Origin of the sequence: Phenylobacterium sp. (assembly GCF_036264965.1) — a bacterium.
Taxonomy (GTDB): domain Bacteria; phylum Pseudomonadota; class Alphaproteobacteria; order Caulobacterales; family Caulobacteraceae; genus Phenylobacterium.
Map to the genome: position 1 here is coordinate 1 of NZ_DATAPY010000149.1, position 24,379 is coordinate 24,379.

General features: G+C 68.7%; 22 protein-coding genes, 1 tRNA gene and 1 riboswitch. Of the genes, 11 read left to right on the forward strand and 12 right to left on the reverse strand.

The genetic code is table 11. The features are described 5' to 3' along the window. Positions 1 to 4,661: NAD-glutamate dehydrogenase (locus VHS75_RS19675; RefSeq protein ID WP_329640315.1), on the forward strand; the 4,661-nt coding region annotated here is incomplete at its 5' end. 151 nt (positions 4,662 to 4,812) lie between these two features. On the opposite strand, the gene purH is transcribed toward VHS75_RS19675, so the two are convergent. The 4 genes from purH to VHS75_RS19695 form a co-directional block, all read right to left on the reverse strand. After that, complete coding sequence (gene purH / locus VHS75_RS19680; RefSeq protein ID WP_329640316.1) at positions 4,813 to 6,405, reverse strand: bifunctional phosphoribosylaminoimidazolecarboxamide formyltransferase/IMP cyclohydrolase; 1,593 nt, start codon at positions 6,403 to 6,405, stop codon at positions 4,813 to 4,815. A gap of 122 nt (positions 6,406 to 6,527) precedes the next feature. After that, a riboswitch (ZMP/ZTP riboswitch) is annotated at positions 6,528 to 6,623 on the reverse strand. Positions 6,624 to 6,630: 7 nt separating this feature from the next. Next, the gene (locus VHS75_RS19685; RefSeq protein WP_329640317.1) at positions 6,631 to 8,379 is read right to left on the reverse strand and encodes a heparinase II/III family protein; all 1,749 of its coding nucleotides are present in this window, start codon (positions 8,377 to 8,379) and stop codon (positions 6,631 to 6,633) included. 16 nt (positions 8,380 to 8,395) lie between these two features. Next, positions 8,396 to 9,061 carry a ribulose-phosphate 3-epimerase gene (gene rpe, locus VHS75_RS19690; RefSeq protein WP_329640318.1) on the reverse strand — a complete coding sequence of 222 codons (666 nt, stop codon included), beginning with the start codon at positions 9,059 to 9,061 and terminating at the stop codon, positions 8,396 to 8,398. A gap of 225 nt (positions 9,062 to 9,286) precedes the next feature. Beyond that, positions 9,287 to 10,588, reverse strand: a complete 1,302-nt coding sequence (locus VHS75_RS19695) for an RsmB/NOP family class I SAM-dependent RNA methyltransferase (protein ID WP_329640319.1) — start codon at positions 10,586 to 10,588, stop codon at positions 9,287 to 9,289. 76 nt (positions 10,589 to 10,664) lie between these two features. Between VHS75_RS19695 and VHS75_RS19700 the strand changes: the two genes are divergently transcribed. Next, positions 10,665 to 10,862 carry a DUF1674 domain-containing protein gene (locus VHS75_RS19700; RefSeq protein WP_329640320.1) on the forward strand — a complete coding sequence of 66 codons (198 nt, stop codon included), beginning with the start codon at positions 10,665 to 10,667 and terminating at the stop codon, positions 10,860 to 10,862. On the opposite strand, the gene pyrF is transcribed toward VHS75_RS19700, so the two are convergent. Further along, positions 10,859 to 11,551 (reverse strand): orotidine-5'-phosphate decarboxylase, encoded by a 693-nt coding sequence (pyrF, locus tag VHS75_RS19705; RefSeq protein WP_329640342.1) that lies wholly within the window; start codon positions 11,549 to 11,551, stop codon positions 10,859 to 10,861. The two genes, VHS75_RS19700 and pyrF, sit on opposite strands and share 4 nt — an antisense overlap. Positions 11,552 to 11,668: 117 nt before the next feature. On the opposite strand from pyrF, the gene VHS75_RS19710 reads away from it, so the two are divergent. Next, the gene (locus tag VHS75_RS19710) at positions 11,669 to 12,352 is read left to right on the forward strand and encodes a MarC family protein (RefSeq protein WP_329640321.1); all 684 of its coding nucleotides are present in this window, start codon (positions 11,669 to 11,671) and stop codon (positions 12,350 to 12,352) included. A gap of 50 nt (positions 12,353 to 12,402) precedes the next feature. Here VHS75_RS19710 and VHS75_RS19715 read toward each other — a convergent pair whose 3' ends face one another. Beyond that, positions 12,403 to 13,203 (reverse strand): SDR family oxidoreductase, encoded by an 801-nt coding sequence (locus VHS75_RS19715; protein WP_329640322.1) that lies wholly within the window; start codon positions 13,201 to 13,203, stop codon positions 12,403 to 12,405. A gap of 175 nt (positions 13,204 to 13,378) precedes the next feature. Here VHS75_RS19715 and VHS75_RS19720 point away from each other — a divergent pair, with 175 nt between their 5' ends. From VHS75_RS19720 to VHS75_RS19730, 3 genes are all read left to right on the forward strand, one after another. After that, positions 13,379 to 15,295: a potassium transporter Kup gene (locus VHS75_RS19720; RefSeq protein WP_414694375.1), complete on the forward strand. Its 1,917-nt coding sequence runs from the start codon at positions 13,379 to 13,381 to the stop codon at positions 15,293 to 15,295. Positions 15,296 to 15,307: 12 nt separating this feature from the next. Then, positions 15,308 to 15,631, forward strand: a complete 324-nt coding sequence (locus tag VHS75_RS19725; RefSeq protein WP_329640323.1) for a hypothetical protein — start codon at positions 15,308 to 15,310, stop codon at positions 15,629 to 15,631. A 68-nt stretch (positions 15,632 to 15,699) separates the two neighbouring features. Continuing rightward, on the forward strand, positions 15,700 to 16,950 hold the full coding sequence (locus tag VHS75_RS19730) for an argininosuccinate synthase (RefSeq protein WP_329640324.1): 1,251 nt from the start codon (positions 15,700 to 15,702) through the stop codon (positions 16,948 to 16,950). On the opposite strand, the gene VHS75_RS19735 is transcribed toward VHS75_RS19730, so the two are convergent. Beyond that, on the reverse strand, positions 16,947 to 17,153 hold the full coding sequence (locus tag VHS75_RS19735; protein WP_329640325.1) for a KTSC domain-containing protein: 207 nt from the start codon (positions 17,151 to 17,153) through the stop codon (positions 16,947 to 16,949). The two genes, VHS75_RS19730 and VHS75_RS19735, sit on opposite strands and share 4 nt — an antisense overlap. Before the next feature lie 134 nt (positions 17,154 to 17,287). Between VHS75_RS19735 and VHS75_RS19740 the strand changes: the two genes are divergently transcribed. Continuing rightward, positions 17,288 to 17,692 (forward strand): MAPEG family protein, encoded by a 405-nt coding sequence (locus VHS75_RS19740; protein WP_329640326.1) that lies wholly within the window; start codon positions 17,288 to 17,290, stop codon positions 17,690 to 17,692. Positions 17,693 to 17,805: 113 nt separating this feature from the next. Continuing rightward, positions 17,806 to 18,390, forward strand: a complete 585-nt coding sequence (locus tag VHS75_RS19745; RefSeq protein WP_329640327.1) for a CC0125/CC1285 family lipoprotein — start codon at positions 17,806 to 17,808, stop codon at positions 18,388 to 18,390. A gap of 43 nt (positions 18,391 to 18,433) precedes the next feature. On the opposite strand, the gene VHS75_RS19750 is transcribed toward VHS75_RS19745, so the two are convergent. The 5 genes from VHS75_RS19750 to VHS75_RS19770 all read right to left on the reverse strand — a co-directional run bounded on the left by VHS75_RS19750 (position 18,434) and on the right by VHS75_RS19770 (position 22,078). After that, positions 18,434 to 19,000, reverse strand: coding sequence for a DUF4337 family protein (locus VHS75_RS19750; protein WP_329640328.1), 567 nt, complete (start codon positions 18,998 to 19,000; stop codon positions 18,434 to 18,436). A gap of 141 nt (positions 19,001 to 19,141) precedes the next feature. After that, positions 19,142 to 19,831, reverse strand: coding sequence for a PEPxxWA-CTERM sorting domain-containing protein (locus VHS75_RS19755; RefSeq protein ID WP_329640329.1), 690 nt, complete (start codon positions 19,829 to 19,831; stop codon positions 19,142 to 19,144). 442 nt (positions 19,832 to 20,273) lie between these two features. Continuing rightward, positions 20,274 to 20,348: transfer RNA gene (locus VHS75_RS19760), tRNA-Gly, on the reverse strand. A 113-nt stretch (positions 20,349 to 20,461) separates the two neighbouring features. Next, the gene (locus VHS75_RS19765; protein WP_329640344.1) at positions 20,462 to 21,214 is read right to left on the reverse strand and encodes a DUF6065 family protein; all 753 of its coding nucleotides are present in this window, start codon (positions 21,212 to 21,214) and stop codon (positions 20,462 to 20,464) included. Between the two features lie 168 nt (positions 21,215 to 21,382). Continuing rightward, on the reverse strand, positions 21,383 to 22,078 hold the full coding sequence (locus VHS75_RS19770) for a PEPxxWA-CTERM sorting domain-containing protein (protein WP_329640330.1): 696 nt from the start codon (positions 22,076 to 22,078) through the stop codon (positions 21,383 to 21,385). A gap of 100 nt (positions 22,079 to 22,178) precedes the next feature. Here VHS75_RS19770 and VHS75_RS19775 point away from each other — a divergent pair, with 100 nt between their 5' ends. The 3 genes from VHS75_RS19775 (at position 22,179) to VHS75_RS19785 (ending at position 24,343) form a co-directional block, all read left to right on the forward strand. Then, positions 22,179 to 22,688, forward strand: a complete 510-nt coding sequence (locus tag VHS75_RS19775; RefSeq protein WP_329640331.1) for a prolyl-tRNA synthetase associated domain-containing protein — start codon at positions 22,179 to 22,181, stop codon at positions 22,686 to 22,688. 66 nt (positions 22,689 to 22,754) lie between these two features. After that, the gene (locus VHS75_RS19780; RefSeq protein WP_329640332.1) at positions 22,755 to 23,660 is read left to right on the forward strand and encodes a co-chaperone YbbN; all 906 of its coding nucleotides are present in this window, start codon (positions 22,755 to 22,757) and stop codon (positions 23,658 to 23,660) included. A gap of 20 nt (positions 23,661 to 23,680) precedes the next feature. Continuing rightward, positions 23,681 to 24,343, forward strand: coding sequence for an LON peptidase substrate-binding domain-containing protein (locus tag VHS75_RS19785; protein WP_329640333.1), 663 nt, complete (start codon positions 23,681 to 23,683; stop codon positions 24,341 to 24,343). Positions 24,344 to 24,379: the final 36 nt, after the last annotated feature.

Genomic DNA, 24,379 nt, shown 5'->3' on the forward strand with positions numbered 1-24,379 from the left:
GCGAACGCCGCCGCGGCCGCGGGCCGACCATCCGCGTGGTTCCCGCCATCGATGGGAAACACACCGCGCTAGACCGGCTGGAGATCGTGCAGGACGACGCGCCATTCCTGGTCGATTCGATCATGGGCGAGATCGCCGAGCAGGGGCTTTCGGTGCGCGCCCTGTTCCATCCCATCGTCGAGGTTCAGCGCGACCGCGCCGGCGTCCGCGGAACCACCGGCGCCGCCCATCGCGAGTCGATGATCCAGGTGATCCTCGATCCCGTCGGCAAGGACCGCGAGCAGGCCTTGATCGCCGGCGTCACCGAGACCCTCAAGGACGTGCGCGCCGCGGTGGACGACTTCCCCGACATGCTGGAGCTGATGGGCAAGACCCTGGCCGAGCTCAAGCTGAGCGGCGAAAAGGCGCGGCCCGAGGAAATCGCCTTCCTGAGCTGGCTGCAGGCCGAACAGTTCGTGTTCCTGGGCGCGCGGGTCTACGAATATCCGCGCCTGAAGAGCGGCGAGTTCGCCGCCGAGGAGCCGCTCTACCAGGCCAAGGACGGCCTGGGCGTGCTGCGCGACCCGACCCGCCACGTCCTGCGCCGCGCCAACGAGCCGGCGATCCTGCTGGCCGACGTCAAGCACCGCATCCTGTCGGACCCGGCGCTGACTGTGGCCAAGTCGAACGTAAAGAGCCGGGTGCACCGGCGCGGCTACATGGATTACGTCGGGGTCAAACGCTACGACGCCCAGGGCAAGCCGTTCGGCGAGGTCCGCTTCGTGGGCCTGTTCACCGCCGAGGCCTATGATGAGCCGGCGAGCGCGGTGCCCCTGATCCGCGAGAAGGTGGCCAACGCGCTGGAGCGCGCCGAAACCGCGCCGGGCAGCCACAACGAAAAGCGCCTCCGCAACATCGTCGAGAACTACCCGCGCGACGAACTCTTCCAGATGACCGAGGACGAGCTCCTGAATCAGGCGCTCGGCATCCTGCACCTCTACGACCGGCCGCGGGTGCGCGTCTTCGAGCGGCGGGACCCCTTCGAGCGCTTCGCCTCGATCCTGCTGTTCCTGCCGCGCGACCACTATGATTCCGACCTGGCGGCGCGGGCGGGCAAGATCCTGGCCAGCGCCTATCGTGGACGGGTCTCGGCCTCCTATCCGAGCTTCTCAGACGCCCCGTTGGCGCGGGTGCACTACATCATCGGCTTCTCGCCACGCGACCACGCCGAGCCCGACCTCAAGGCGCTGGAGGTCTCGATCGCCGAGGCCGCGCGAACCTGGGAGGACCGCTTCGAGGACGCCGTACGCGCCTCCGGCCGGCCACCCGGCGAAGTCGCCGAGGTGCTGGGCCGCTACCGCGACGCCTTCCCGGCCGGCTACCGCGACCGGTTCCGCCCATCGGAGGGTCTGGCCGACCTGGCGGTGATCGACGCGATGACCGAGGGCCAGGAGATCGCCGTGCGCGCCTATCGCTCGCCGGGCGATTCCGAGCTGCAGTTCCGCTTCAAGCTCTATCGCGTCGGCGCGCCGGCGCCGCTCTCCGACGTCCTGCCGATCCTGGAGAATATGGGGCTGAAGGCCCTGGCTGAAGCAGGCTTCCCGGTTTGCCGGCCGCGCACGCCGGCGGTCTGGGTGCACGACTTCGAGATCGAGGACCCGCACGGGGCGGACCTGGTCTTCGCCGACCTGAAGGCCGCCTTCGAGGACGCCGTCGTCGCCGTCTGGACCGGACGCACGGAGAACGACGGCTTCAACCGGTTGGTGCTGGAACTGTCGATCCCCTGGCGCGACGCCGCCCTGATCCGCACCCTGGCCCGCCACCGTCAGCAGTCCGGCCTCGACCCCAGCCAGCGGGTGCAGGAAGAGGCGCTGTCGGCCCACCCGGAAGTGGCGCGGCTGATCCTCACCCTCTTCCAGACCAAGTTCGACCCCGCCTCGACGGCCAGCATCGAGACCCGCCGCAATCAGGCGGACGCCCTGATGCTGAAGGTCGTCGAGGCCCTGCAGTCGGTGGAGAGCCTGGACGAGGACCGCGTCCTGCGTCGCCTGGCGCTGCTGGTGCAGGCGACGCAGCGGACCAACTTCTACCAGACCGGCCCGGACGGAGCGCCCAAGCCCTACATCTCCTTCAAGGTGGCTTCGGGCGAGCTGGCCGACCTGCCGGCGCCCAAGCCCTATCGCGAGATCTTCGTCTGGGGCGTGAACGTCGAAGGCGTCCACCTGCGCTTCGGGCCGGTCGCGCGCGGCGGCCTGCGCTGGAGCGACCGGCGCGACGACTTCCGCACCGAGGTGCTGGGCCTGGTGAAGGCCCAGCAGGTGAAGAACGCGGTGATCGTGCCGGTGGGCTCCAAGGGCGGATTCTATCCCAAGCAGCTGCCCAAGGGCGGCTCGGCCGACGCGGTGCGCGCCGAGGGCGTCGCGGCGTACACCACCTTCCTGTCAGGCCTGCTGGACATCACCGACAACCTGGCCCCCGACGGCAAGGTGATCCGGCCGGACAAGGTCATCGCCTTCGATGGCGACGACCCCTATCTGGTTGTGGCGGCCGACAAGGGCACGGCGACCTTCTCCGACATCGCCAACGGCATCGCCGAGGCCTATGGCTTCTGGCTGGGCGACGCCTTCGCTTCGGGCGGCTCGGCCGGCTACGACCACAAGGTCATGGGCATCACCGCCCGCGGCGCGTGGGAGGCGGTGAAGCGCCACTTCCGCGAACTCGGCAAGGACATCCAGACCGAGCCCTTCACCGTGGTCGGCTGCGGCGACATGTCGGGCGACGTGTTCGGCAACGGCATGCTGCTGAGCCAGCAGACCAAGCTGCTGGCCGCCTTCGACCACCGCGACATCTTCCTCGACCCCGATCCGGACCCGGCCAAGTCCTGGGCCGAGCGGGCGCGCATGTTCGCCCTGCCGCGCTCGTCCTGGCAGGACTACGACAAGAAGCTGATCTCCAAGGGCGGCGGCGTCTTCTCGCGGACGCTGAAGTCGATCCCGCTGTCGCCACAGGTAAAGGCCATGCTGGAGGTGAAGGCCGACGCCATGGCGCCGACCGACCTGATCCACGCCATCCTGAAGAGCCAGGCGGAACTGCTCTACCTGGGCGGCATCGGCACCTATGTGAAGGCGCAGAACGAAGCCAACGTCGACGTCGGCGACAAGGCCAACGACGCCGTGCGCATCAACGGCTTCGACCTGCGGGTCAAGGTGGTTGGCGAGGGCGCGAATCTGGGCCTGACGCAGGCGGGCCGCATCGAATATGCGCTTTCGGGCGGGCGGATCGACACCGACGCCATCGACAATTCCGCGGGCGTCGACACCTCCGACCACGAGGTGAACATCAAGATCCTCACCGGCATGCTGGAGCGAACCGGCGAGCTGACCCGAAAACGGCGCGACGTCCTGCTGCAGTCGATGACCGACGACGTGGCCGAACACGTGCTGGCGCACAACTACGACCAGACGCTGGCGCTCTCGCTGATGGAAATGGATGCCCAGGGCGAGATGGCGCCCTACGCCCAGTTCATGGTCGAGCTGGTCAGCGCCGGTCGCCTGGACCTGGCCGTCGAGGGCCTGCCCGACGGCCCCGGCATGGCCGAGCGGGCCCAGGCCGGACGGCCATTGACTCGGCCGGAGCTGGCGGTGCTGCTCGCCTACGGCAAGCTGGAGCTGAAGCGCGACATCGTCGCCAGTGACGCCCCGGACGATCCGTTCTTCGAACGGCTTCTGGAGCACTACTTCCCCAAGGCCATGCGCAAGTGGGCCGAGCCCATGCGCCGCCACCGCCTGCGGCGCGACATCATCGCCACCGTGGTCGCCAATGACGTGATCAACCGCTGCGGCCCGAGCTTTCCGGCCCGCCTGATGCCGGCCGCGGGCGCCGACGCCAAGGCCTTCACCGCCGGCTATGAGGCAGCCAAAGCGGTGCTGGGCGTCCCGGCGCTGTGGGACGCGGTGGCGGCCCTCGACGGCAAGATCCCGGCCTCCGGGCAGATGGCGCTGTTCCGGCGGCTCAGCGCGGCCCTGCGCGGCGCCACCTTCTGGCTTACCCGGCGCGCCGCGCGCGACAAGCTCGACGTCGACGCCCTGATCAAGACCTACGGGCCGAGTTTCCAAGGCCTCCTCAAGCTGATGCCTGGCATCCTGTCGCCGATCGAGCAGGCCCAGGTGGACAGCCGCGTGCGCCAGCTGACCGAAGCCGGCGCGCCTGCCGACAAGGCCCGCGCCGTGGCCGTCCTGCAGCCGATGACTATCGCCGGCGACCTGGTGGATATCGCCGAGGCGTCGAGCTGGCCGCTGGCCAACGTCGCGCGGCTCTACCACGCAGTCGGCGAAGCCTTCGGCTTCGACCGGGTGCGTCAGGCGGCCGGCGCCTATTCGGTGGGCGACAACTTCGAGCGGATGGCGCTGCGCCGCCTGATCGAGGACCTGCTGACCCAGCAGGGAGACCTGACGCGGACGGTGATGGCCTTCGCCGGCGGCGCCCAGGCCGGCGACGACGCCCACCACGCCCGCGACGCGGCGACCGCCTGGACGGCGCTGCGGCCGGACAAGGCCAACCAGGCCCGCCGCACCATCGACGAGATCGAGGCCTCCGGCGGCGGCTGGTCCTTCGCCAAGCTCACCATCGCCAACGCGGCCCTGCGCGAACTGGCCGCGGAAGGCGCGAAAAAGAAGCGGTGACTTCCCTCCCCGTCATGGGGAGGGACAGAGCGCGTGAGCGATCAGGGTGAGGAGGTGGCGTTCAAGTGCTAAGTCGGCGCGCCGACCCACACTTCCTCACCCGTCTCGCTACGCTCGCCACCCTCCCCGGCACGGGGAGGGATGAAAAAGCTCAGTGCCTGAACACCCGTACGCCGGTGAAGACCATGGCCATGCCGCGCTCGTCGGCGGCGTCGATCACCTTCTGGTCGCCGATGGAGCCGCCGGGCTGGATCACCGCGGTGCAGCCGGCGTCGGCCGCCTGGATCAGGCCATCGGGGAACGGGAAGAAGGCTTCCGAGGCGCAGGCGCTGCCCTTCAGGTCCAGGCCGAAGTCGGCGGCGCGCAGGGCGGCGATGCGGGCTGAGTCCTTACGGTTCATCTGGCCGGCGCCGACGCCGAGCGTCTGGCCGGCGCGGGCGTAGACGATGGCGTTGGACTTCACGTGCTTGGCGACGGTGAAGGCGAACAGCATGTCGCGGATCTCGGCCTGCGTCGGCGCGCGCCTGGTGACCACCTTGAGGTCGGCGCTCGCCAGGCGGGCGTTGTCGCGGCCCTGCACCAGGAAGCCGCCGGCCACCGACTTGAAGGTCAGCCCGCTCGACAGCGGATTGGGCAGGCCGCCTGTCGTCAGCAACCGCACGTTCTTCTTCTTGGCGAAGAGGGCCAGGGCCTCCTCGTCGACACCGGGCGCGATGACCACCTCGGTCAGCAGCTTCAGGATCTCTTCGGTGGTCGCCGCGTCCAGCTTCTGGTTCAGAGCGATGATGCCGCCGAAGGCGCTGACCGGATCGCAGGCCAGGGCGCGCTCATAGGCCTCGAGCACGGTCTTTCCAGTGGCCAGGCCGCAAGGGTTGGCGTGCTTGATGATGGCGCAGGCCGGGCCGTCCGCCGGATCGAACTCGGCGATCAGTTCGAAGGCCGCGTCGGTGTCGTTGATGTTGTTGTAGCTGAGCTCCTTGCCCTGCCACTGCTTGGCGGTCGCCACGCCAGTGCGCGGGTTGGCGAAGCGGTAGAAGGCCGCCGCCTGGTGCGGGTTTTCGCCGTAGCGCATGGTCTGGACCAGCTCGCCGGCGAACGCGCGGCGCTTCGGCCATTCCTCGCCCACCGCGTCGGCGAACCAGGCGCTGATGGCGGCGTCATAGGCTGCGGTGCGGGCATAGGCCCGCGCCGCGAGGCGCTTGCGCAGATCGAGACTGGTGGTCCCATCGGCCTGCAGCTCGGCCAGCACCTCCTCGAGATCGGCGAGCTCGGTGCAGACACAGACGTAGCCGTGGTTCTTGGCCGCCGAGCGGATCATCGCCGGCCCGCCGATGTCGATGTTCTCCACCGCCGTGGCGTAGTCGGCGCCCGCGGCCACCGTGCTCTCGAAGGGGTAGAGGTTCACATAGACCAGATCGATGCCGCCGATGGCGTGGTCGGCCATGGCCTTGGCGTGGTCGGGCGCGTCGCGCACGCCGAGCAGGCCGCCGTGCACGATCGGGTGCAGGGTCTTCACGCGGCCGTCCATCATTTCGGGAAAGCCGGTGAGGTCGGAGATGTCCTTCACCGGCAGGCCGGCGTCGGCGATGGCCTTGCGGGTGCCGCCGGTGGAGACCAGCTCCACCCCGGCGGCGGCCAGGACGCGGGCGGCCTCGATCAGGCCGGTCTTGTCGGAGACCGACAGCAGGGCGCGCTTCAGTGGGGCGCGGTCAGGAGCGGGGGGAAAGTCGGGCGCAGCAGGCATGGCAGCTCCTTCAAGGGTCAAAAGGAAATGCCCAGGCGAGCGGCGTGGCGCAGTCAGGAAAAGTGGACACCACTTTTCCGTCCGACTGCGCCAATTCCAACTTAGCGCGCCGCCGGACGGCGAACCGGTTCCCACTTCGCCTGGCGGCGCGCGGAAGTCTATGGTTCCGCGCTCCCCGGTGGTCGCCCACCTCAGTTTCGCCAGTCACGCGGAATGCGACGGGGCTTAGGCCGACGCCTCTTCAGCGTCAACCTGCGCAGGCTCGCCGGGCTGATGCGCCGCGGACAGTTTCCAACGCAGCTTGCCGCCGGCGTTGAGGCGGGCCTGGCCGTGCAGGACGATCTGCTGGCCGTGGCGGGTCATGCCGTCCTGGTGGTTGACCGCTGGCTCCAGGGTCGCCTCCTGGGCGTCGCTGCGCAGCCACCAGCCGGTATCCTCGCCTTCGACTTTCAGGAGCACGCTGGTCTTGTCGCGGGCGATCAGGGCGCTGACTTGCGGATGCAGGTGGAAGCGCACCACGAAGGGCGCGAACCGGCGGCCCGCCGCGCCGCCGCGCTGGGCCAGCGGGACCAGGGCGTCCTCGCCGCGCAGTTCGTCGGCCTCAGTGTCGAGATAGAGCCGGCGCTCGTGGCGCAGGCCGAAGCGCTTGGCCCAACCGTCGTGGCTCGCCTCCAGCCAGAGCCCGCCGCGCGACTGCTGCCGATCGACGCCCAACACCTCGTAAGCATCGCGCAGGCGCGGGCCGAGGGTTCGGGCCTGGAACCCCTGTAGCGGCGCGCCGCAGGCGGCGTCGGACACCGAGGCCGTCGAGGCGGCGTCCACCAGACGGAGGGCCTGCGGTCCCGCCGCATCCGGCGACCAGCTGGACCCGACGATCAACCGCTTGTTCCCCGCCAGGACCTCGATGGCCAGGGGCTGGGCGCAGGCCGCCTCGCTCCAGGCCCCCGGGGCCGGCGAGGCGGCGTCGGCGACGATCTGCAGGGTGCGCGCCTCCAGCCGGTGGTAGCCGCCGCGCACCGCCGGAACCTCGCGGTCCAGGGCGTCCTCGCCGGCCCGCGCCGCGGCGACGTAGGCCGGGGTCGTGGCCTCGCCGCCCTGCAAGGCTGCCAGCCGCCCGTCGGCCAGGGTGAAGAACCGCACCGCGCCGCCCAGCCGGTCCAGCGCGCGCATCATTTCGTCCGGCGCATGGACCCCGTGCTGCGCCAGGGCGTCGTCCAGGGTCTGCAGGTCGAAGAACAGCTCCAGCGCCGCCTGCGGCGAGCGGCTGGCGTGGCCGCCGTCCGGCAGCACGGTGCAGGGCAGGTCGTGGGCCAGGCGGCCGAGCGCGGCCTGGAGCAGCGTCTCGCCCGCCGTGCCACCCAGGGCCGCGCCGGCGACAGCCGCGGCGGCAGCGCGCTCGGCCGCCCGCGCCGGGCCTTCACCCAGGCTCAGCAGATAGCGCGCCTGGCGCGCCAGATCGGCGGCGATCTGGTCGGCCTCGGCCTCCGAGGCCGGCGCCGAGAGAGGGGCGATGGCGCAGGCCAGGTTGAACACGCGGCGCTCCAGCACCTGGGCGTCCCAGGAAAACCGGTTCCAGCGGCCGAACAGCCGCCGCCACGCCAAGGTCAGCCGCAGGGCCTCCCAGGCGCCCGGATCGCCATGGGCGGTGAGGTCCCTCAACCAGCCGAAGCGGTGCAGAGCGATGGCGAAGCGGTGGCTGGGCGCAGCGCGGTCCCAGGGGTCGCCGCGCGGACCCACGGCCATGGTCTCGCCGCCGAACACGAAGCCACCGGCCAGGATGCGCCGCCCAGCCTCATCGTCCGCGGGGCGCAGGTCGCGGGGATGAGCGGCGAGGCCCTCCGGCTCCGGATGACTGAGCACGAATTGGTTGAGCGGCGAGGCGCGCCATTCCAGGCCGGGCCGCCGCCAGAGCGCCAGGGCCATGGCGGCCAGCGGATAGGCGCCGGGGATGCGGTCGAGCGCCGAGCCGGGCATCGGCGGCCCCCGCGGCTCAGGCGCCGCGCAGGGCGGCGATGTTGGCGGCGTAGGCGGATGGGCCGCCCTTGAACACCGCCGTGCCCGCGACCAGCGCCGTGGCGCCCGCCGCCACACAGAGCTTCGCGGTCTCCGGGTTCACCCCGCCGTCGACCTCCAGCGAGATGTCACGGCCGGTGGCGTCGATCATCCCGCGGATCGCGGCGATCTTGGCAAGCTGCGAGGGCATGAAGGTCTGGCCGCCGAAGCCGGGGTTGATCGACATGACCAGCACATGGTCGACGTCGTCCATCATCCACTGGATCACGCTGGGATCGGTCGAGGGATTGAACACCACGCCCGCCTTGGCTCCGATCGAGCGGATGTGCCTCAGCGAGCGGTTGAGGTGCGGACCAGCCTCCGGGTGGATGCTGATGATGTCGGCGCCCGCCGCGCGGAACGCGTCCAGATAAGGATCCGCCGGAGCGATCATCAGGTGGACATCCATCGGGATGGTCACGTGCGGGCGCAACGCTTTGACGACATCCGGCCCGATGGTGATGTTCGGCACGAAGTGGCCGTCCATCACGTCCACGTGCAGCCAGTCGGCGCCGGCGTCCTGCACGGCGCGCGCCTCTTCACCCAGCCGCGCGAAGTCCGCCGACAGGATCGAGGGCGCGATGATGGGGACGATGCGGGCCATGGCGTCCGCATAACGTGATGCGGCGTTTCGGGCCAGAGGGAGGCGGCTAGGGAGGATTGAAGTCCGCGATCCATTACCCCTGGTTCGTCATCCTCCGGTCGGCCGCCAGGCTGATCCGGGGGACCCAAGCTGAGTTGCAGAATGGGGCGAGGCCGCTTGGGTCTCCCGGATCGCCTCTTCGGGCGACCGGAGGATGACGGGCGTTGGGGTTGGCCGATGAGCCGCCTACGCCTTGCGGAAGCGCGCCACGTAGAACCCGTCCAGGCCGCCTTCGATGTGATGCGGCAGGATGCGCAGCGTTCCGTCCGGGTGCACGCTCGGCGCGGGCGCGCCGCCTTCGCCGGCGGCGATGGGGTCGAGGGCCATGCCCGGGGACCGGCTGAGGAAGGCCGCGATCTGCCCCTCGCCCTCCTCCGGCTCCAGGGAGCAGACGCAGTAGACCAGACGGCCGCCGCTCTTCAGGCGCCGTGCGGCGGCGTCCAGCAGCTTCGACTGCACGGCGGCCAGGCCCGCCACGTCGCTGGCCTTGGCGGCCCACAGCACGTCCGGATGGCGGCGGAACGTGCCCGTGGCCGAACAGGGGGCGTCGAGCAGCACGGCGTCGAAGCTGCGCTTGTCAGGCCAGGTCGCCGCGTCGCCGGCCGCCGTCTCGGCGGTCAGGCTCAGGCGGGCGAGGTTCTCGGCCACCCGCTTCAGCCGCGCCGGCGAGCGGTCGATGGCGACAACCTGCGCGCCGGCCGCCGCGAGCTGCATCGTCTTGCCGCCGGGCGCGGCGCACATGTCCAGCGCCGTCTGCCCGGGCTGGACATCCAGCAGGCGCGCCGGGATCGCCGCGGCGGCGTCCTGCACCCACCACGAGCCCTCAGCGAAGCCCGGCCAGGTCGCGATATCGCCGCGCCGTTCGGTGCGCAAGGATCCGCCGGGCAGGACCGTAGCTTCCAGCTCGGCGGCCAGCGTCTCGCCCTGGGCCGGGTGCTTCAACGACAGGTCGGTAGCTGGCTCCTCGGCGATCATGGCGGCGACCTTGAGCGCCTCGCCCGCGCCGAAGGCCGCGCGCCAGCGGGCGTAGAGCCAGCTCGGCGCCAGCAGTTCGGGATCGTCCAGCATCGGCGGCTCGCGCAGCAGGCCGCGCAGCACCGCGTTCACCAGACCCTTGAACATCTGCAGGCCGCCGTCCTGGGCGACCAGGTCCACAGACGTCCCGACCGCCGCGTGGGCCGGGGTCTTCAATACGAAGGCCTGGGCCACGCCGAGCCGCAGGATCTGCACCACCTTGTCCGGCGGGGCTTTCTTCACCCGGGCCTGCAGGGCCGCGTCGATCGGGCCGAGGTGGCGCAAGGTCGCCATCACCAGGGCGCGGGCGAAGGCGCGGTCGCGGCCGTCCAGGCCGGCCAGCGCCGGATGGCTCAGCCCCTCATCCATCCCGGCCCGGCCGCCGAGCGCGGCGGTCAGCAGGTCGAGGGCGGCGGCGCGGGCCGGCAGGCCGGCGGCGTCATTGGGGGCGTTCTGGGTGGGAAGATCGGTCACGGCGCGCGGCGTGCCCGCTCCGGGCCGGCAAGGCAAGTGGTTTGCGGACCGGTGTGGAAGGTCTTAGATCGGCGGAATGAACGAAGACGTGCCCAACGCAGCGCCGGACAAGCCGCTTCCACCCGCCGCCCGCCGCGCCCTCGAAGAGGCCGCCCAGCGTCACGCGGAGGCCGAGGCCGCCGCCGCGACCGCCGCCGAACAGGGCGGTCCCAAGGGCCCCGAACCCACCCGCTTCGGCGACTGGGAACGCAAGGGCATCGCGGTGGATTTCTAACCGGCCTGGGCCATCTCGGCGGCCACGCGCAGCGCCGCGGCGTGGGGGTCGTTGGCAGCGGTGATCGGGCGGCCGCAGACGATGTGCGAGGCGCCGGCCTTCAGGGCCTCCAGCGGCGTCGCCGCGCGGGCCTGATCGTTCTTGGCCGACCAGTCAGGGCGGACGCCCGGCGTGACCACCAGGAAATCGCGGCCGCCGATGGCGCGGGCCAGGGCGGCCTCGTGCGGGCTCGCCACCACTCCGTCGCAGCCGGCGGCGATCGCTTGGTGGACGCGGCGCTCGACCAGGGCGCGGGCGGTCTCCGCATAGCCCATCTCGTGCAGGTCGGCGTCGGTCAGGCTGGTCAGGACCGTCACGCCGAGGATCTTCAGCGATGAGGACCCGCGTCCGCGAACAGCCGCCGCCATCACCTGCGGCTCGGCGTGGACGGTGATGAAGTCACAGCCGGCCTGGGAGATGGCGGCGGCGGCCCGCTGCACGGTGGCGCCGATGTCGTGCAGCTTCCAGTCCAGGAACACCTGCTTGCCCTGCGCCTTCAGCTCGCGGGCGAGGGTCATGCCGTCCGTGGCGAAGAGCTCCAGGCCCACCTTGTAGAAGCTGACCGCATCGTCCAGAGCCGCGACCACCGCGCGCGCTTCATCCGCGGTGGGAAAGTCGAGTGGGACGATAAGGCGGCGGTCAGCTTTCACGGGGACGTCCCCCTTTTCCAGCAGGATGGGCGCGACTTCGGACATGCGAAGGCTCCGGGCAAGGAAACGCGGACCGAGGGGTTCGGTGCGAGCAGCGATTTGGGCTAAGACCCAGGCATGATCCATTGGGACTTCGCGGTCAACTTCTTCATCGCCCTGTTCGCGCTGCTCGACCCGGTCGGCAACGTGCCGGTGTTCGTCGCCTCGACCGCCGGCGCCAGTGGCCGTGAACGCGCGCAGATCGCCTTCGTGATCTCGCTGTTCGTCATGGGCTTCCTGACGCTGTTCTATTTCTCGGGGCTCGGCCTGCTGGCCTTCTTCGGCATCTCGTTGCCGGCCTTCCGGATCGCCGGCGGGGTGATCCTGTTCGTCCTGGGGCTGAAGATGCTCGGCGACGACTTCACCGCCGGGTTCGCCGACGCCGCGGCGAGCACCGGGGACAGCCGCGCCTATGTGCGCCGCCGGGTCGAGCAGATGATCGTGCCCTTCGCCATGCCGCTGCTGATCGGGCCCGGCGCCATCTCGACGGTAATCATCTACGCCAGCCAGGCCAGGGAGTACGGCCTGCCGGGGGCCGCCCTGGGCGTGGGCGCCATCGCCGCGGTCTCAGCCGCCACGCTTCTGTCATTCCTGGCCTCGCCGATCGTCGGCCGGCTGCTGGGCAAGATCGGGCTGTCGATCATCGTCCGGGTTCTGGGCCTGATCCTCTGCGCCATGGCCGTGCAGTTCCTGCTGGCCGGGATCGCCGATTCCACCCACGGCCTGATCCGGCCCGAAGCGGCGGCGCCCTACGCGAAATGACCGCGTAGCGAGTCATCCCGGACGGCGCGCAGCGCCGATCCGGGATCAGGCTAGAGCTTCCGGAACCGCGAACTCTGCGACGCCATCAGGGCCAGGGCCCAGTCGTCGGGGATCAGCTTGGTCACCGCGGCGATCGCCTTGTTGGGCGCGCCGGGGACACAGATGACCCGGTTCGCCTCCACGGCCTCGTAACCCGCCGCGGCCACCTCGTCGGCCCCGAGCCAGAGCCACGGCGGCGTCGATTGGGTGATCTGGGCCCGGGTGCCGGCGACATCGTGGAATTCCGAGAAGGTGAAACCGGGACAGAGCGCGCTCACATGCACGTCTTGCGCCTGGACCTCCAGGTGTAGGCTCTGGGAGAAGCGCACCAGGAAGGCCTTCACCGCCCCATAGAGCGTATGGCCAGCGGCGCCGGGCACGAGGCCCGCCAGGGATGAGACGTTGACGATCCGGCCGAACTTGCGATGCAGCATGCCCGGCAGCACCCGATGCGTCAGCTCCGCCGGCGCGGTCATCATGACCTGGATCACCGCCCGCTGATCGTCCCAGCGGGTGTCGGCGTAGGCGCCGGGCAGGCCATAGCCGGCGTTGTTGATCAGGGCGTCCGCCGTGCGGCCGTGAGCGGTCAGGAAATCGAGGATCTGGCCCGGCGCCTCCGGCTCGGCCAGATCGGCGGTCACGGTCAGGGCCTCGACGCCGTAGCGCAGCGAGATCTCCTCGGCGAGTTTGTCCAGCCGGTCGGCGCGGCGCGCCGTCAGCGCCACGTCATAGCCATGGCTCGCCAGGATGCGGGCGAACGCCGCGCCTATGCCGGCCGAGGCGCCGGTCACCAGCGCCAATCTGCGATCCATGCCCGCCCTCCAATTCCTCGGTGTGAAACTAGGCCCAGGGCCAGGGCATTCAAGCCATAGTGTCGCTCTGCTGCGCCGCAGCATTGAATGGGGTCCGGAATGGGTGTATCGCGCCCGCCGCGAGACGGCATCGGGCCGCTAGAGGGGATGCCGTTTCCGTCCCCGGAGAGATTGGATGGCTGATACGGCCGGCGGCGCCCCAGAGGCGCCCGAGGAGTCGCATCGCTCCCGCAAACAGGGACTCATGGCCCTGGCGATCGGATCGGTCGGCGTCGTTTTTGGCGACATCGGCACGAGTCCGCTTTACGCGATGCGCGAAGCCCTGAGCCACATCCGTGGCGGCCCCAGCGACCTGGCGGTCCTGGGCGTGGTCTCGCTCATCTTCTGGGCGTTGATCATCATCGTGACGATCAAGTACGTCATCTTCGTCATGCGCGCCGACAACAAGGGCGAGGGCGGCACGCTGGCGCTGATGGCGCTGGCCCAGCGTGCGCTCGGCCATCGCTCCACCACCGTCTTCATCCTTGGGATCTGTGGCGCGGCGCTATTCTACGGCGACGGGCTGATCACGCCGGCCGTCTCAGTGCTCTCGGCGGTGGAGCTTCTGAAGGACGCGCCGAGCGTCGGCCACATCTTCACGCCCACGGTCATCCTGTTCTCGGCGGCGGCGGTCCTGATCGGCCTGTTCCTCGTGCAGGCGCGCGGCACAGCCAGCGTCGGGCGCTTCTTTGGCCCGATCATGGTGGTCTGGTTCCTGCTCCTGGGCGGGTTGGGCCTTTACCACGTCATCGGCTCGCCGGTGGTGCTGAAGGCGATCAACCCCTACTACGGCGTGCGCCTGCTGATCTCCAACGGGCTGCTGGGCTTCATCATCCTGGGCAGTGTATTTCTGGCGGTGACCGGGGCCGAAGCGCTCTACGCGGACATGGGCCACTTCGGCCGCACGCCCATCCGCCTGGCGTGGCTGGGCCTGGCGCTCCCCTGCCTGGCGCTGCAGTACTTCGGCCAAGGCGCTCTGGTGCTCACCCACCGCGCGGCGGCCGCCGATCCGTTCTTCGGGATCATCCCGCATGTCGCCTACTGGCCGATCCTGATCCTGACCATCGCAGCCACGGTCATCGCCAGCCAGGCGGTGATCACCGGGGCCTTCTCGATGACCCAGCAGGCGGTGCAGCTCGGCCTTCTGCCGCGCATCGATATCCGCCGGACCAGTGAGACGGTCGCCGGCCAGATCTTCGTGCCCTCCGTCAACCGGATGCTGATGGTGGGCGTCCTGGTGCTGCTGGTGCTGTTCCGCACCTCCTCCAACATGGCCTCCGCCTATGGCATCGCAGTGACCGGCACCATGGTGATCACCATCCTGCTCGAGTTCATCGTCGCCCGCCGGTTCTGGAAGTGGAGCCTGCCCGCGACGCTCGCCATCGTGGTTCCGCTGCTGCTGATCGACCTGAGCTTCCTGGGCGCGAACATGCTGAAGGTGCTCGACGGCGGCTGGTTCCCGCTGTCCTTCGGCGCGGCCCTGATGGTGGTCATGTGGACCTGGACCCGCGGCGCCCAGATCCTCACCGAAAAGACCCGGCGCGACAGCATTCCCCTGGTGGAGCTTTCCGAGATCCTGAGGAGCCGCTCCATGCACCGCGTGCCGGGCTCGGCGATCTTCCTGACATCCGACGCCTCGATGGCGCCGGTGGCCCTGATGCACAATCTCAAGCACAACAAGGTGTTGCACGAGAAGAACATCATCCTGACGATCGAGACGGCCGAGACGCCTCGCGTCGCCAACGACAACCGGCTGCGGATCGAGCCGGTGAACGACGACTTCAAGAAGCTCTTCGTCAGCTTCGGCTTCATGGAAAGCCCGAACCTTCCCAAGGCGCTCGGCCTGGCCCGTAAGCTGGGCCTGAAGTTCGACATCATGGCCACCAGCTTCTTCCTGGGCCGCCGTTCGGTGGTGCCCTCGGCGCAGTCCGGAATGCCCCTTTGGCAGGACAAGCTTTTCATCTTCCTGATGAAGAACTCGGCCAATCCCACCGACTTCTACAAGATCCCGCCGGGCCGGGTGGTGGAGCTCGGCACTCAGGTTTCGATCTAGGGCGGGTTGTCGATGTCATCGCTGCAAATGGTCCTGGCCTATGGAGGCGATGCGCTCTGGGTGATCGCGCTCGCCATCATGTTCGCGGCCTCCCGCCACGCCTGGGGCCAGACGGCAGGCCGCGAGAAGCTCGCCTTCCTCGGCGGCCAGGCGCCGCGCGCCGTGGCGCTCTGGCTGCTGCCCACCGCGACCTTCGCGGCCAGCCTGTGGCTTGTGCTGCAAGCCCGCGAGGCCGACGGCGACATGGCGGTGATCGTATTCGGCGTGCGCGCGGTTTCCGCCGCGCTGCTGGCGCTTCTCCATCTGCGATGGGTCGCCCAGGCGCTTAAGTCTTGAACCCGTCGCAGCTTCGCTCTTAAACGCGCGCGACCTCTTCCTTCCTCGATCTTCCCCTTCTCTCGATCTTGCAGGACGCCGCCGCCATGGCCGACAAGCCCATCAAGAAAGTCGTGCTCGCCTATTCCGGCGGCCTCGATAGCTCCACCATCGTCAAGTGGCTGCAGACCGAGCTGGGCGCCGAGGTGGTGACCTTCACCGCCGACCTGGGCCAGGGCGAAGAGGTCGAGCCGGCGCGGCAGAAGGCCATGACGCTCGGCGTGAAGTCGGAGAACGCCTTCGTCGAGGACGTGCGCGAGGAGTTCGTGCGCGACTATGTCTTCCCGATGTTCCGCGCCAATACGGTCTATGAGGGCCAGTACCTGCTCGGCACCTCGATCGCGCGGCCGCTGATCGCCAAGAAGCAGATCGAGATCGCACGGAAGACCGGCGCCGACGCGGTCGCCCATGGCGCTACCGGCAAGGGCAACGACCAGGTCCGCTTCGAGCTCGCCTACTACGCCCTGGAGCCCGATATCCGCGTCGTCGCGCCCTGGCGGGAGTGGAGCTTCAAGAGCCGCGAGGCCCTGCTCGACTTCGCCGAGAAGCACCAGATCCCGATCACCAAGGACAAGCGCGGCGAGGCGCCGTTCAGCGTCGACGCCAACCTGCTGCACTCCTCCTCCGAGGGGAAGGTCCTGGAGGACCCCGCCGTCGAGGCGCCGGAGTTCGTGCACATGCGCACGATCTCGCCCGAGGACGCGCCGGACAAGCCCACGGTCATCGCCATGGACTTCGAGAGGGGCGACCCGGTCGCCATCGACGGGGTGAAGCTGTCGCCCGCCGCTCTGTTGACCAAGCTGAACGAGCTCGGCCGCGACAACGGCATCGGTCGCCTGGACCTCGTGGAGAACCGCTTCGTCGGCATGAAGTCGCGCGGCGTTTACGAGACGCCCGGCGGCACGATCCTGCTGGCCGCCCACCGCGGCATCGAAAGCATCACCCTCGACCGCGGGGCCATGCACCTGAAGGACGAGCTGATGCCGAAGTATGCGTCGCTCATCTACAACGGCTTCTGGTTCGCCCCCGAGCGCGAGATGCTGCAGGCGGCCATCGACCTCAGCCAGGCCAAGGTGACCGGACAGGTGCGGGTCAAGCTCTACAAGGGCAACGTGACCGTCATCGGCCGCACCAGCCCCTATTCGCTCTATGACCAGGAACTGGTGACCTTCGAGGAGGGCGCCGTGGCCTATGACCACCGCGACGCGGCGGGCTTCATCAAGCTCAATGCGCTGCGCCTGCGGGTGAACGCCCAACGGGACAAGCGGACGAAAGGCTAGGCGTCCAGCCGGTTGAACGGGTAGCGGTCGCGGATCTGGCTCTGGAAGAAACTGCCTTTGGAGTCCGCTTCGACGAAGGAGCGGCAAACTTCCGCCGGCACGCCGACATAGACGTAGCGCTCTCCGCTGACGAAGCGGATCAGGAGCTTGCTGCGGCCGGCGTCGTAGTCGATCTCTCTGATGGCGGCGGACTCGACGTGCATGGTCGTCTCCCCAACGAGCTGGGCTGACTCTAAACGCGAGGCCGTACGGAAGCGGTTCCCGCCGAGCCCCGATACGTGCCAAGCTCTCGGCCGCCAAGGCGAAGCTTCATCGCCATATTTGGGGGGAAAACCATATGCATCCCCACGCCCTGGTGGCGCTCGTCACCCTCCTGGCGCTTCTGACCTATTTCTGGATGAGCATCCGCGTGCCCCAGGCGCGGGTGAAGGCCGGCATTCCGGCCCCTGCGATGACCGGCGACCCGCTGCTCGAGCGCACCATTCGTGCGCACTACAACACCATGGAATGGCTGCCGATCTTCCTGGTCTCCATGTGGCTGTTCGCCATCTACTGGAACGACCTGGTGGCCGCCGCGATGGGGGTGGTCTGGATCGTCGGGCGGATCCTCTACGCGCTGGGCTATGCGGCTGATGCGAAAAAGCGCGCGCCGGGGTTCCTGATCCAGTCGATCGCTACGGCGGTCCTGCTCTTCGGAGCCCTAGGGCGGATCATCTACATCCTCGTGGTTGTCGGCGCCTGACACGCCATGGCGACGCTCGCGACAGGGGTGAAATCCAGCAACCACAATTGCGGCCAAGTGTTGTGGGGAGTGGATCAACCTCGTCGAGGGACGCATCCGATCGGGACCGCACGATGATCAAGTTCTCACGCGCCGCAGCCGTCGCGCTTCTGGTTCTGGCCGGCGGCGTCTCGGCCTGCGTCGGGCCGACGCCCTATCAACCCTTCGTCAAGGGCTCGGCGAGCGGTGGCGGCTATTCCGAGACGCGCATCGAGCCGAACCGCTGGCGGGTGACCTTCTCCGGCAACTCAGTGACAAAGCGCGAAACGGTGGAGGGCTATCTGCTGTTCCGCGCCGCCGAACTCACCCTGCAGAACGGCGGCGACTGGTTTGCGATCGTCGACCGGCAAACCGACCGCAACGCCCGAACCTACATCGACCCGGACCCGTTCTATCGGCCCTGGTACGGGCCGGGTTTCTCCTATTGGCGGCCGTCCTGGCGCTATCGGGGGCGCGGCGTCGCCGGCGGCTGGCGCACCTGGGACCCGTTCTATGGCGACCCGTTCTTCGCCGACGTCGAGACCATCGAAAGCTTCGAGGCCTCAGCCGAGATCATCACCCACAAGGGCGCCAAGCCCGCCGACGACCCGCGCGCCTTCGACGCCCATGCGGTGGTCGAGAACCTGAAGCCCAAGATCCAGTACCCGGCCGCCAAATGAGCGCGCGGCGGCTCATCCCGGCGAAGGCCGGAATCCAGGCCGCTTAGAGCAGGAAGCCGACAGCGGCCACGGTCAGGCCCACCACGCCGAGGCCGATCGAGCCCAGCCAGAACGCCCTGCGCCGGGTAATGATCGCCACGGTGCAGATGGCGATCCCGATCTCCAGGAGGGTGGCGCCGGCGGTCAGCCAGTGGTGGTGGTGCTCGTGGGCCCGGCTGGCGGCCAGCAGCTTGTCGCGCTCCGCCTCGTTCTCGACAGCCGTCTTCCTGACCTCGGCCTGCTTGGCGACCTGCTCCTTGGCGGTGTCGGCGTATTTCGCGGCCTTGGGGCCGCCCGCGTCGGCGGCGATGCCATAGATGTGCTTCTTGAGGCTGTCGGCCTGGTACTCATCCCAAGCGTCGGTGGCCTTGTCCTGGCTCAGGACGGCCTCGCTGGATGAGGTGATCGCGCCGCCCGCCTCGATGGTCTCCAGGCTGCCCACAGCCGCCGCCAGGACCGCCAGCACCGCGATGGTGATCGAGACCCGGTTGATGAAAGGATCGTGCTCGTGAGCCGCGTGCTCGGCGTGCTCGGCGTGTTCATGGGCCTCAAGCGCGGGATCATGGGTCATCGGGAGCCTTCGCGTGGTCCAGCCTGGATTCGGCCGACCCTAGGTACCCCAGCGCCGCCCACGAAAAAACCCTGGCCGCGGGCTTCGCGGCCAGGGTCTCTTTTTCGTTCGCCCGGACCGAAGGCCCGGATGACGTGTTTGCTAGGCGGTCGCCGCTTGGCGACGCTTAGCGCGGAGCGAAGCGCCGGCCAGGCCGAAGCCGCCGATCATCAGAGCCCAGGACGCCGGTTCCGGGATCGCCGCGGCCAGGTTGTCGAACTCGAACGCCGGGCCGCCGGACTGGCTGAACGTGAGCGAATGAACCGTCTGCGGCGAGAAGGTATAGGTGATGAGGAAGCCGTCGTTCTGGTTGCCGTCGCCAACTTGGTTGCCGGGGCCGCCCCAGATGTCCGTTCCCGTCAGGACGATAGGCCCAAGGCCCCCGTTCACCGTCACCGACAGCCTGTTAATCAAGCCATCGGTGGCGTCAGGCGATCCCATATAGAAGCTGATCCGGGTCAGCGAGCCGAGAGTGTCCGTTATCGTGAACGGGCTGTCGGTCTCCACAGCTTCATACTGTGTGGCGTCGCCGGGAGGCGCCGCGGCGGTGCCCGACGTGCCCGTGGCGAGAGTCCCGCCGCTAACCGTGAATCCGAAGGCGGGGCTGATCGAGTCGAAGTTGTCGATCATCGTCATGCCGCTCCCCGTGAGCGTAGGCGTGAACGGCGTGGCGACGGCGTCGATCGCCAGCGTTTCACCGCCCTGGGTAATAATCGTCGTCGCGGAGGCCGAACCGGCGACCGCCAGAAAACCAACCGCGACCGCCGCGGCTGCAAACAGCTTCATCTTCATGTCCAGATCCCCAACCAGCTACGCAGCCTCGCCCTTGGAGCCTGCCCTTCAATTTCATCAATAATAGGTCGTTAACGGGAGCGGGACTCCTTTCTCCCATAAGGCGAACTTTTTTTTCGAACACCCGTCAAGCGCGCCCGTGTTGATCGAGATGGCGTTGATATATGGCAGTCGTCCCGAATTCTTGATCTCGCGAAGAGATCTGAACTTTCGGCCGCAGTCCTGGCCCAATCCTAGTCTTGGAAAAACCACGGCCTACTTGCAGAAGCGCCCCGCCGCAACCTGCGCCCGGTCACGCCCGCGCGCAGGACGGAATTCCCCAAGCGGCTGCACGCGCAAAGGCGTCTTCGGCGAGCGCACGGGCGCGCTCCGGCGGCGGCCAGCGCCCCAGGCTGGCCGCTGTGTGAGCGGCCGACCCAAGGTGCTGGTTTTCGCGGAAATTTGGAGCGGGCGAAGAGATTCGAACTCTCGACCCCAACCTTGGCAAGGTTGTGCTCTACCACTGAGCTACGCCCGCGCTCCTCGAGGTCGGAAACCGCCCCGAAAATTCGAGAGGCGGCTTATGGCAGACGCCCCCAGCGTTTGCAAGCGGCCCGAGGGCGGTTTGGCGCGGCGAAATCGCCGGGGCTCCTAACGCCGCCAGGAAGGCTCCTTCAGGCGGCGCTTGTTGACATGGTCCTCGCGGGCCGGGGCGACCTCTTCAGGGTACTCGCCCTTGAAGTAATAGCGCTGCCAGGCCTCCTTGGTGGCCTCCGGGTCCTGGCGGAAGATCCGCTGGTTGAACTCCGTGCGATGCTTCTCCCAGACGCCGTACTGGTGGGCGAGTTCAGGGTTGGAATCGAGCCTGCGGATCACCGGCTGGATGTCGTGCAGGAACTTGTCCTGCAGCAGGGTGATGAAGCAGAACGGCTCACCCTTCTCGAACCGAACCCGGCCCGGCCGGGTGAAGAGCCAGTTCATCGTGAAGGGGAACGGCAGCCAGTCGGTCTCCACCACCCCGGCGAGCGGCTGGATGCCGTCCTTGATGTGGTTGGGCGCGCCCATGGCCAGCATCGACCAGCCGGGCGGCGTCTTGAACATATAGCCGGTGTGCATGGTGATGACGCCGTGGCTGAAGTGGCTCTTGGCGAAGCGGGTCAGGTGCGGGTGCGGATTGTCCGTCCAGATCCTGATGTCATCCTGGTGGATGCCGCCGGTCCACTCGGCGTTGAAGGTCATCGGGCAGAGGATCTCCCAGCCCGAGGTGTTGGCCATGTTCATCGGCAGGCAGCGGTAGGCGTGGCGGGCGTGGAAGTTGTCCATCCAGTCGCGGTTCTGGCGGCCGGGGACGATGTCGGGCGGCGTCACGCCGGCTTCGACGGTGGGATAGCACTCCAATTCCAGGGCGGGCATGTTCTTCGGGGCGACCTTCTAGGGACCAGGGCTTTCCAGAGCTAAAGCAGCGGGCCGCGGCCGCGTCCAGCAACGCGCGCATGGAAAAGCCCCGGCCGCGAGGTGCGGGCCGAGGCTCGTCCGTCTTTCGCCCGAGGGCCTGTGCGGCCCCTGGAAGGTTTAGGCCGTCGCGGCGACCGCCTGGCGGCGGCGCTTGCTGCGCAGGATGGAGCCGGCGCCGCCGAAGCCCAGCATCATCAGGGCCCAGGAGGCCGGTTCCGGCACACCGCCGGCCAGCTTGTCGAATTCGAAGGCGTTCTGATTGCCCGAGGTGAAGGTGATCGACTTCACCGCCGTGTCGAAGTGATAGCTGACGGTGAAGCCTTCCGACTGGTCGCCGTTCCCCTGGGGATTGCCGCCCCAGATTGCCTGGCCGTTGAGGGTAACCGCCTGGTTCGACGTGTCCACGAAGGTGAAGCTCATGCCGTTAAAGTCGTCGGGCGAGCCCATGTAGAACTGGAAGTCGTTCATGCCCACGTCCGAGGTCAGGGTCGCCGAACCGCCGTTGCCGAGCACCGTCTCGTAGTAGGCGCCCGAGACATTGTTGTCAGCCGGAGGCGGCGCGCTGACGTTCGGCAGCAGGCCGAGACCGCCATCGCGGGTGAAGGCCAAGCCGTTCCCGCCCTGGTCGAACTGATAGCCGGTCGCCAGGTCCGTGATGTTGCCGGCCTGATCGCTGTTGAAGTCGGTGATCAGGGGATCGGTGATGTTCACGCCGGCGACGGCGTTGATGGTGTAGGTGACCGCCGACGCCGAAGAGGCGGCGGCCAGGGCGGTCGCGGTCGTGGCGGCGAGCGCCAGAAGGCGAAGCTTCATCGGGTCCAGTCTTTCGTATTCGCCGGGCGCTCAGCCCAGCATTGATCCAAAACGGCACAACGAATTGCGACCGCGCCTGCGCTGGTGCAAAGGCGGGACCATGAAGAGCCGTGCCGATCTGATCGCCCTACTGGACGCCGAAGGGATCGCCCACGACACGCTTGACCATCCGGCCGTCTTCCGGGTCGGCGAGGGCGAGGAGATCAAGGCCGCGATCCCGGGCGCCCACACCAAGAACCTGTTCCTGAAGGATGCGAAGGATCAGCTGTGGCTGATTTCGGCCCAGGACCGCACGGTCATCGACCTGAAGCGGCTGCACACCGTGATCGGCTCGGGGCGGCTGTCGTTCGGCAGTTCGGCGCTGATGGAACAGACGCTGGGTGTGACGCCGGGCTCGGTCACCGCCTTCGGTCTGATCAACGACACGGATCGCCGGGTGCGGTTCGTGCTCGACCGGAACCTGGCCGAGGCGGCGCGGGTGAACTTCCACCCCCTGACCAACACCGCCACCACCGGCGTCAGCCGGGCGGGCTTCCGCGCGTTTCTGGCGGCCATTGGCGTCTCGCCGCTGATCGTGGATTTCGCGGCCATGGCGGTGATCCTGCGTTGAAGCCGTCGCATGTCGGGACCATCTTGGCGCTCCATGCGTTTCGCTAACTGAGTTCGAGGACTGGCCATGAGCCTGATCGGGGAAACCGCCGGACCGCCGGCCGCCGACATCATCAAGAATGCGACCGACGCCAGCTTCGCCGCCGACGTGCTGGACGCTTCGCGCGACGCCCCGGTGATCGTCGATTTCTGGGCGACCTGGTGCGGGCCCTGCCGTCAACTGGGGCCTGCGCTGGAGAAGGCGGTCACCGCCGCCAAAGGCGCCGTGAAGCTGGTGAAGGTCGATATCGACAAGAACCCAGCCTACGCGGGCCAACTTCGGGTGCAGTCGATTCCCGCGGTCTTCGCCTTTGTGGACGGCCAGCCGGTGGACGGCTTCATGGGCGCGGTGCCCGACAGCCAGGTGAAGGCCTTCGTCGACAAGCTGGCCAAGCTGAAGGGGTCAGGCGGCCCCTCGCCCATCGACGATCTCCTGACGCTGGCCAAGGAGTCGCTGGAGCTGGGCGACATGGGCGGCGCGGCCCAGGCCTACGCCGAGGTGCTGCAGGCCGACCCGCAGAACGCCAAGGCGCTGGGCGGCCTCGCCAAGGTCTATCTGACATCGGGTGACGTGGAGCGCGCCGGCGAGATCGTCGAGATGGCCGGCCCCGACGCCAAGGACCCCGACCTGGACAGCGTGCGCGCCGCCCTGGCCCTGGCCGCCGAGGCCCCGTCCGAGACCACCCCATTCGAAAAGCGCCTGGCGGCCAATCCCGACGACCACGAGGCCCGCTTCGAGCTCGCCAAGGCGCTGGCCGGCAGCCATCGCCTTGAGGCCGCCGCCGACGAGCTCCTGACCATCATCGAGAAGGACCGCGCCTGGAACGACGACGCGGCCCGGAAACAGCTGCTCATCGTCTTCGAGGCGGCCGGCCAGATGTCGGAGATCTCCCGCAACGGCCGCCGCCGGCTGTCAGCCATCCTGTTCAGCTGAGGCGTCCGGACCTGATCCCCATGCCGGCCTATCGCCGCACCGCCGACCTGCCGCAGATGATCCCGGTGTTCCCGCTGGACGGCGCCCTGCTGTTGCCCGGCGGCGACCTGCCGCTGCAGATCTTCGAGCCACGCTACCTCAACATGATCGACGACGTGATGGCCGGCGACCGGATCATCGGCATGATCCAGACCCGCGCTGGCGGCGACCGCGAGCGGCCGAAGCTGACCAACGTGGGCTGCGTGGGCCGGGTGACCAGCTACGCTGAGACCTCCGACGGCCGCTACCTCATCACCCTGACCGGGGTCTGCCGCTTCGACGCGGGCGAGGAGCTGTTCATCGCTACGCCCTATCGTCAGCTGCGCGCCCGCTACGACCGCTTCGAAGCCGACCTGGTCGAGGATGAGGCGCGCCAGGCCCCGAAGGCCGCCCGCGAACGCTTCGCCAGCGCCCTGAAGCGCTATCTGAACCGCCGCGAACTCGACATCGACTGGGAGACCGCCCAGAGCGCGCCCCTGGAGGCCCTGGTCAATTCGCTGGCCATGGGCCTGCCCTTCGAACCGGCGGAGAAGCAGGCGCTGCTGGAGGCGCCCGACCTAGCGGGCCGCTTCGAAACCCTCTCCACCTTGCTGGAGATCGACGGCGTTGATGACGGCGATGACGAGGGCCATTCTTTACAGTAGTAATATCGGCCCGAGGAGTTTTCAGCCGTGAGCGAT

Bases quoted from the DNA above. Each gene is read 5' to 3' on its own strand.
- purH (WP_329640316.1), bottom strand. From the start codon at position 6,405: ATGCCTGCTGCGCCCGACTTTCCCCCCGCTCCTGACCGCGCCCCACTG.
- VHS75_RS19685 (WP_329640317.1), bottom strand. From the start codon at position 8,379: ATGCCCGGCTCGGCGCTCGACCGCATCCCCGGCGCCTATCCGCTGGCC.
- rpe (WP_329640318.1), bottom strand. From the start codon at position 9,061: ATGGCCCGCATCGTCCCCATCATCGCGCCCTCGATCCTGTCGGCGGAC.
- VHS75_RS19700 (WP_329640320.1), top strand. From the start codon at position 10,665: ATGAACGAAGACGTGCCCAACGCAGCGCCGGACAAGCCGCTTCCACCC.
- VHS75_RS19710 (WP_329640321.1), top strand. From the start codon at position 11,669: ATGATCCATTGGGACTTCGCGGTCAACTTCTTCATCGCCCTGTTCGCG.
- VHS75_RS19715 (WP_329640322.1), bottom strand. From the start codon at position 13,203: ATGGATCGCAGATTGGCGCTGGTGACCGGCGCCTCGGCCGGCATAGGC.
- VHS75_RS19720 (WP_414694375.1), top strand. From the start codon at position 13,379: ATGGCTGATACGGCCGGCGGCGCCCCAGAGGCGCCCGAGGAGTCGCAT.
- VHS75_RS19725 (WP_329640323.1), top strand. From the start codon at position 15,308: ATGTCATCGCTGCAAATGGTCCTGGCCTATGGAGGCGATGCGCTCTGG.
- VHS75_RS19735 (WP_329640325.1), bottom strand. From the start codon at position 17,153: ATGCACGTCGAGTCCGCCGCCATCAGAGAGATCGACTACGACGCCGGC.
- VHS75_RS19740 (WP_329640326.1), top strand. From the start codon at position 17,288: ATGCATCCCCACGCCCTGGTGGCGCTCGTCACCCTCCTGGCGCTTCTG.
- VHS75_RS19745 (WP_329640327.1), top strand. From the start codon at position 17,806: ATGATCAAGTTCTCACGCGCCGCAGCCGTCGCGCTTCTGGTTCTGGCC.
- VHS75_RS19750 (WP_329640328.1), bottom strand. From the start codon at position 19,000: ATGACCCATGATCCCGCGCTTGAGGCCCATGAACACGCCGAGCACGCC.
- VHS75_RS19755 (WP_329640329.1), bottom strand. From the start codon at position 19,831: ATGAAGATGAAGCTGTTTGCAGCCGCGGCGGTCGCGGTTGGTTTTCTG.
- VHS75_RS19770 (WP_329640330.1), bottom strand. From the start codon at position 22,078: ATGAAGCTTCGCCTTCTGGCGCTCGCCGCCACGACCGCGACCGCCCTG.
- VHS75_RS19775 (WP_329640331.1), top strand. From the start codon at position 22,179: ATGAAGAGCCGTGCCGATCTGATCGCCCTACTGGACGCCGAAGGGATC.
- VHS75_RS19780 (WP_329640332.1), top strand. From the start codon at position 22,755: ATGAGCCTGATCGGGGAAACCGCCGGACCGCCGGCCGCCGACATCATC.
- VHS75_RS19785 (WP_329640333.1), top strand. From the start codon at position 23,681: ATGCCGGCCTATCGCCGCACCGCCGACCTGCCGCAGATGATCCCGGTG.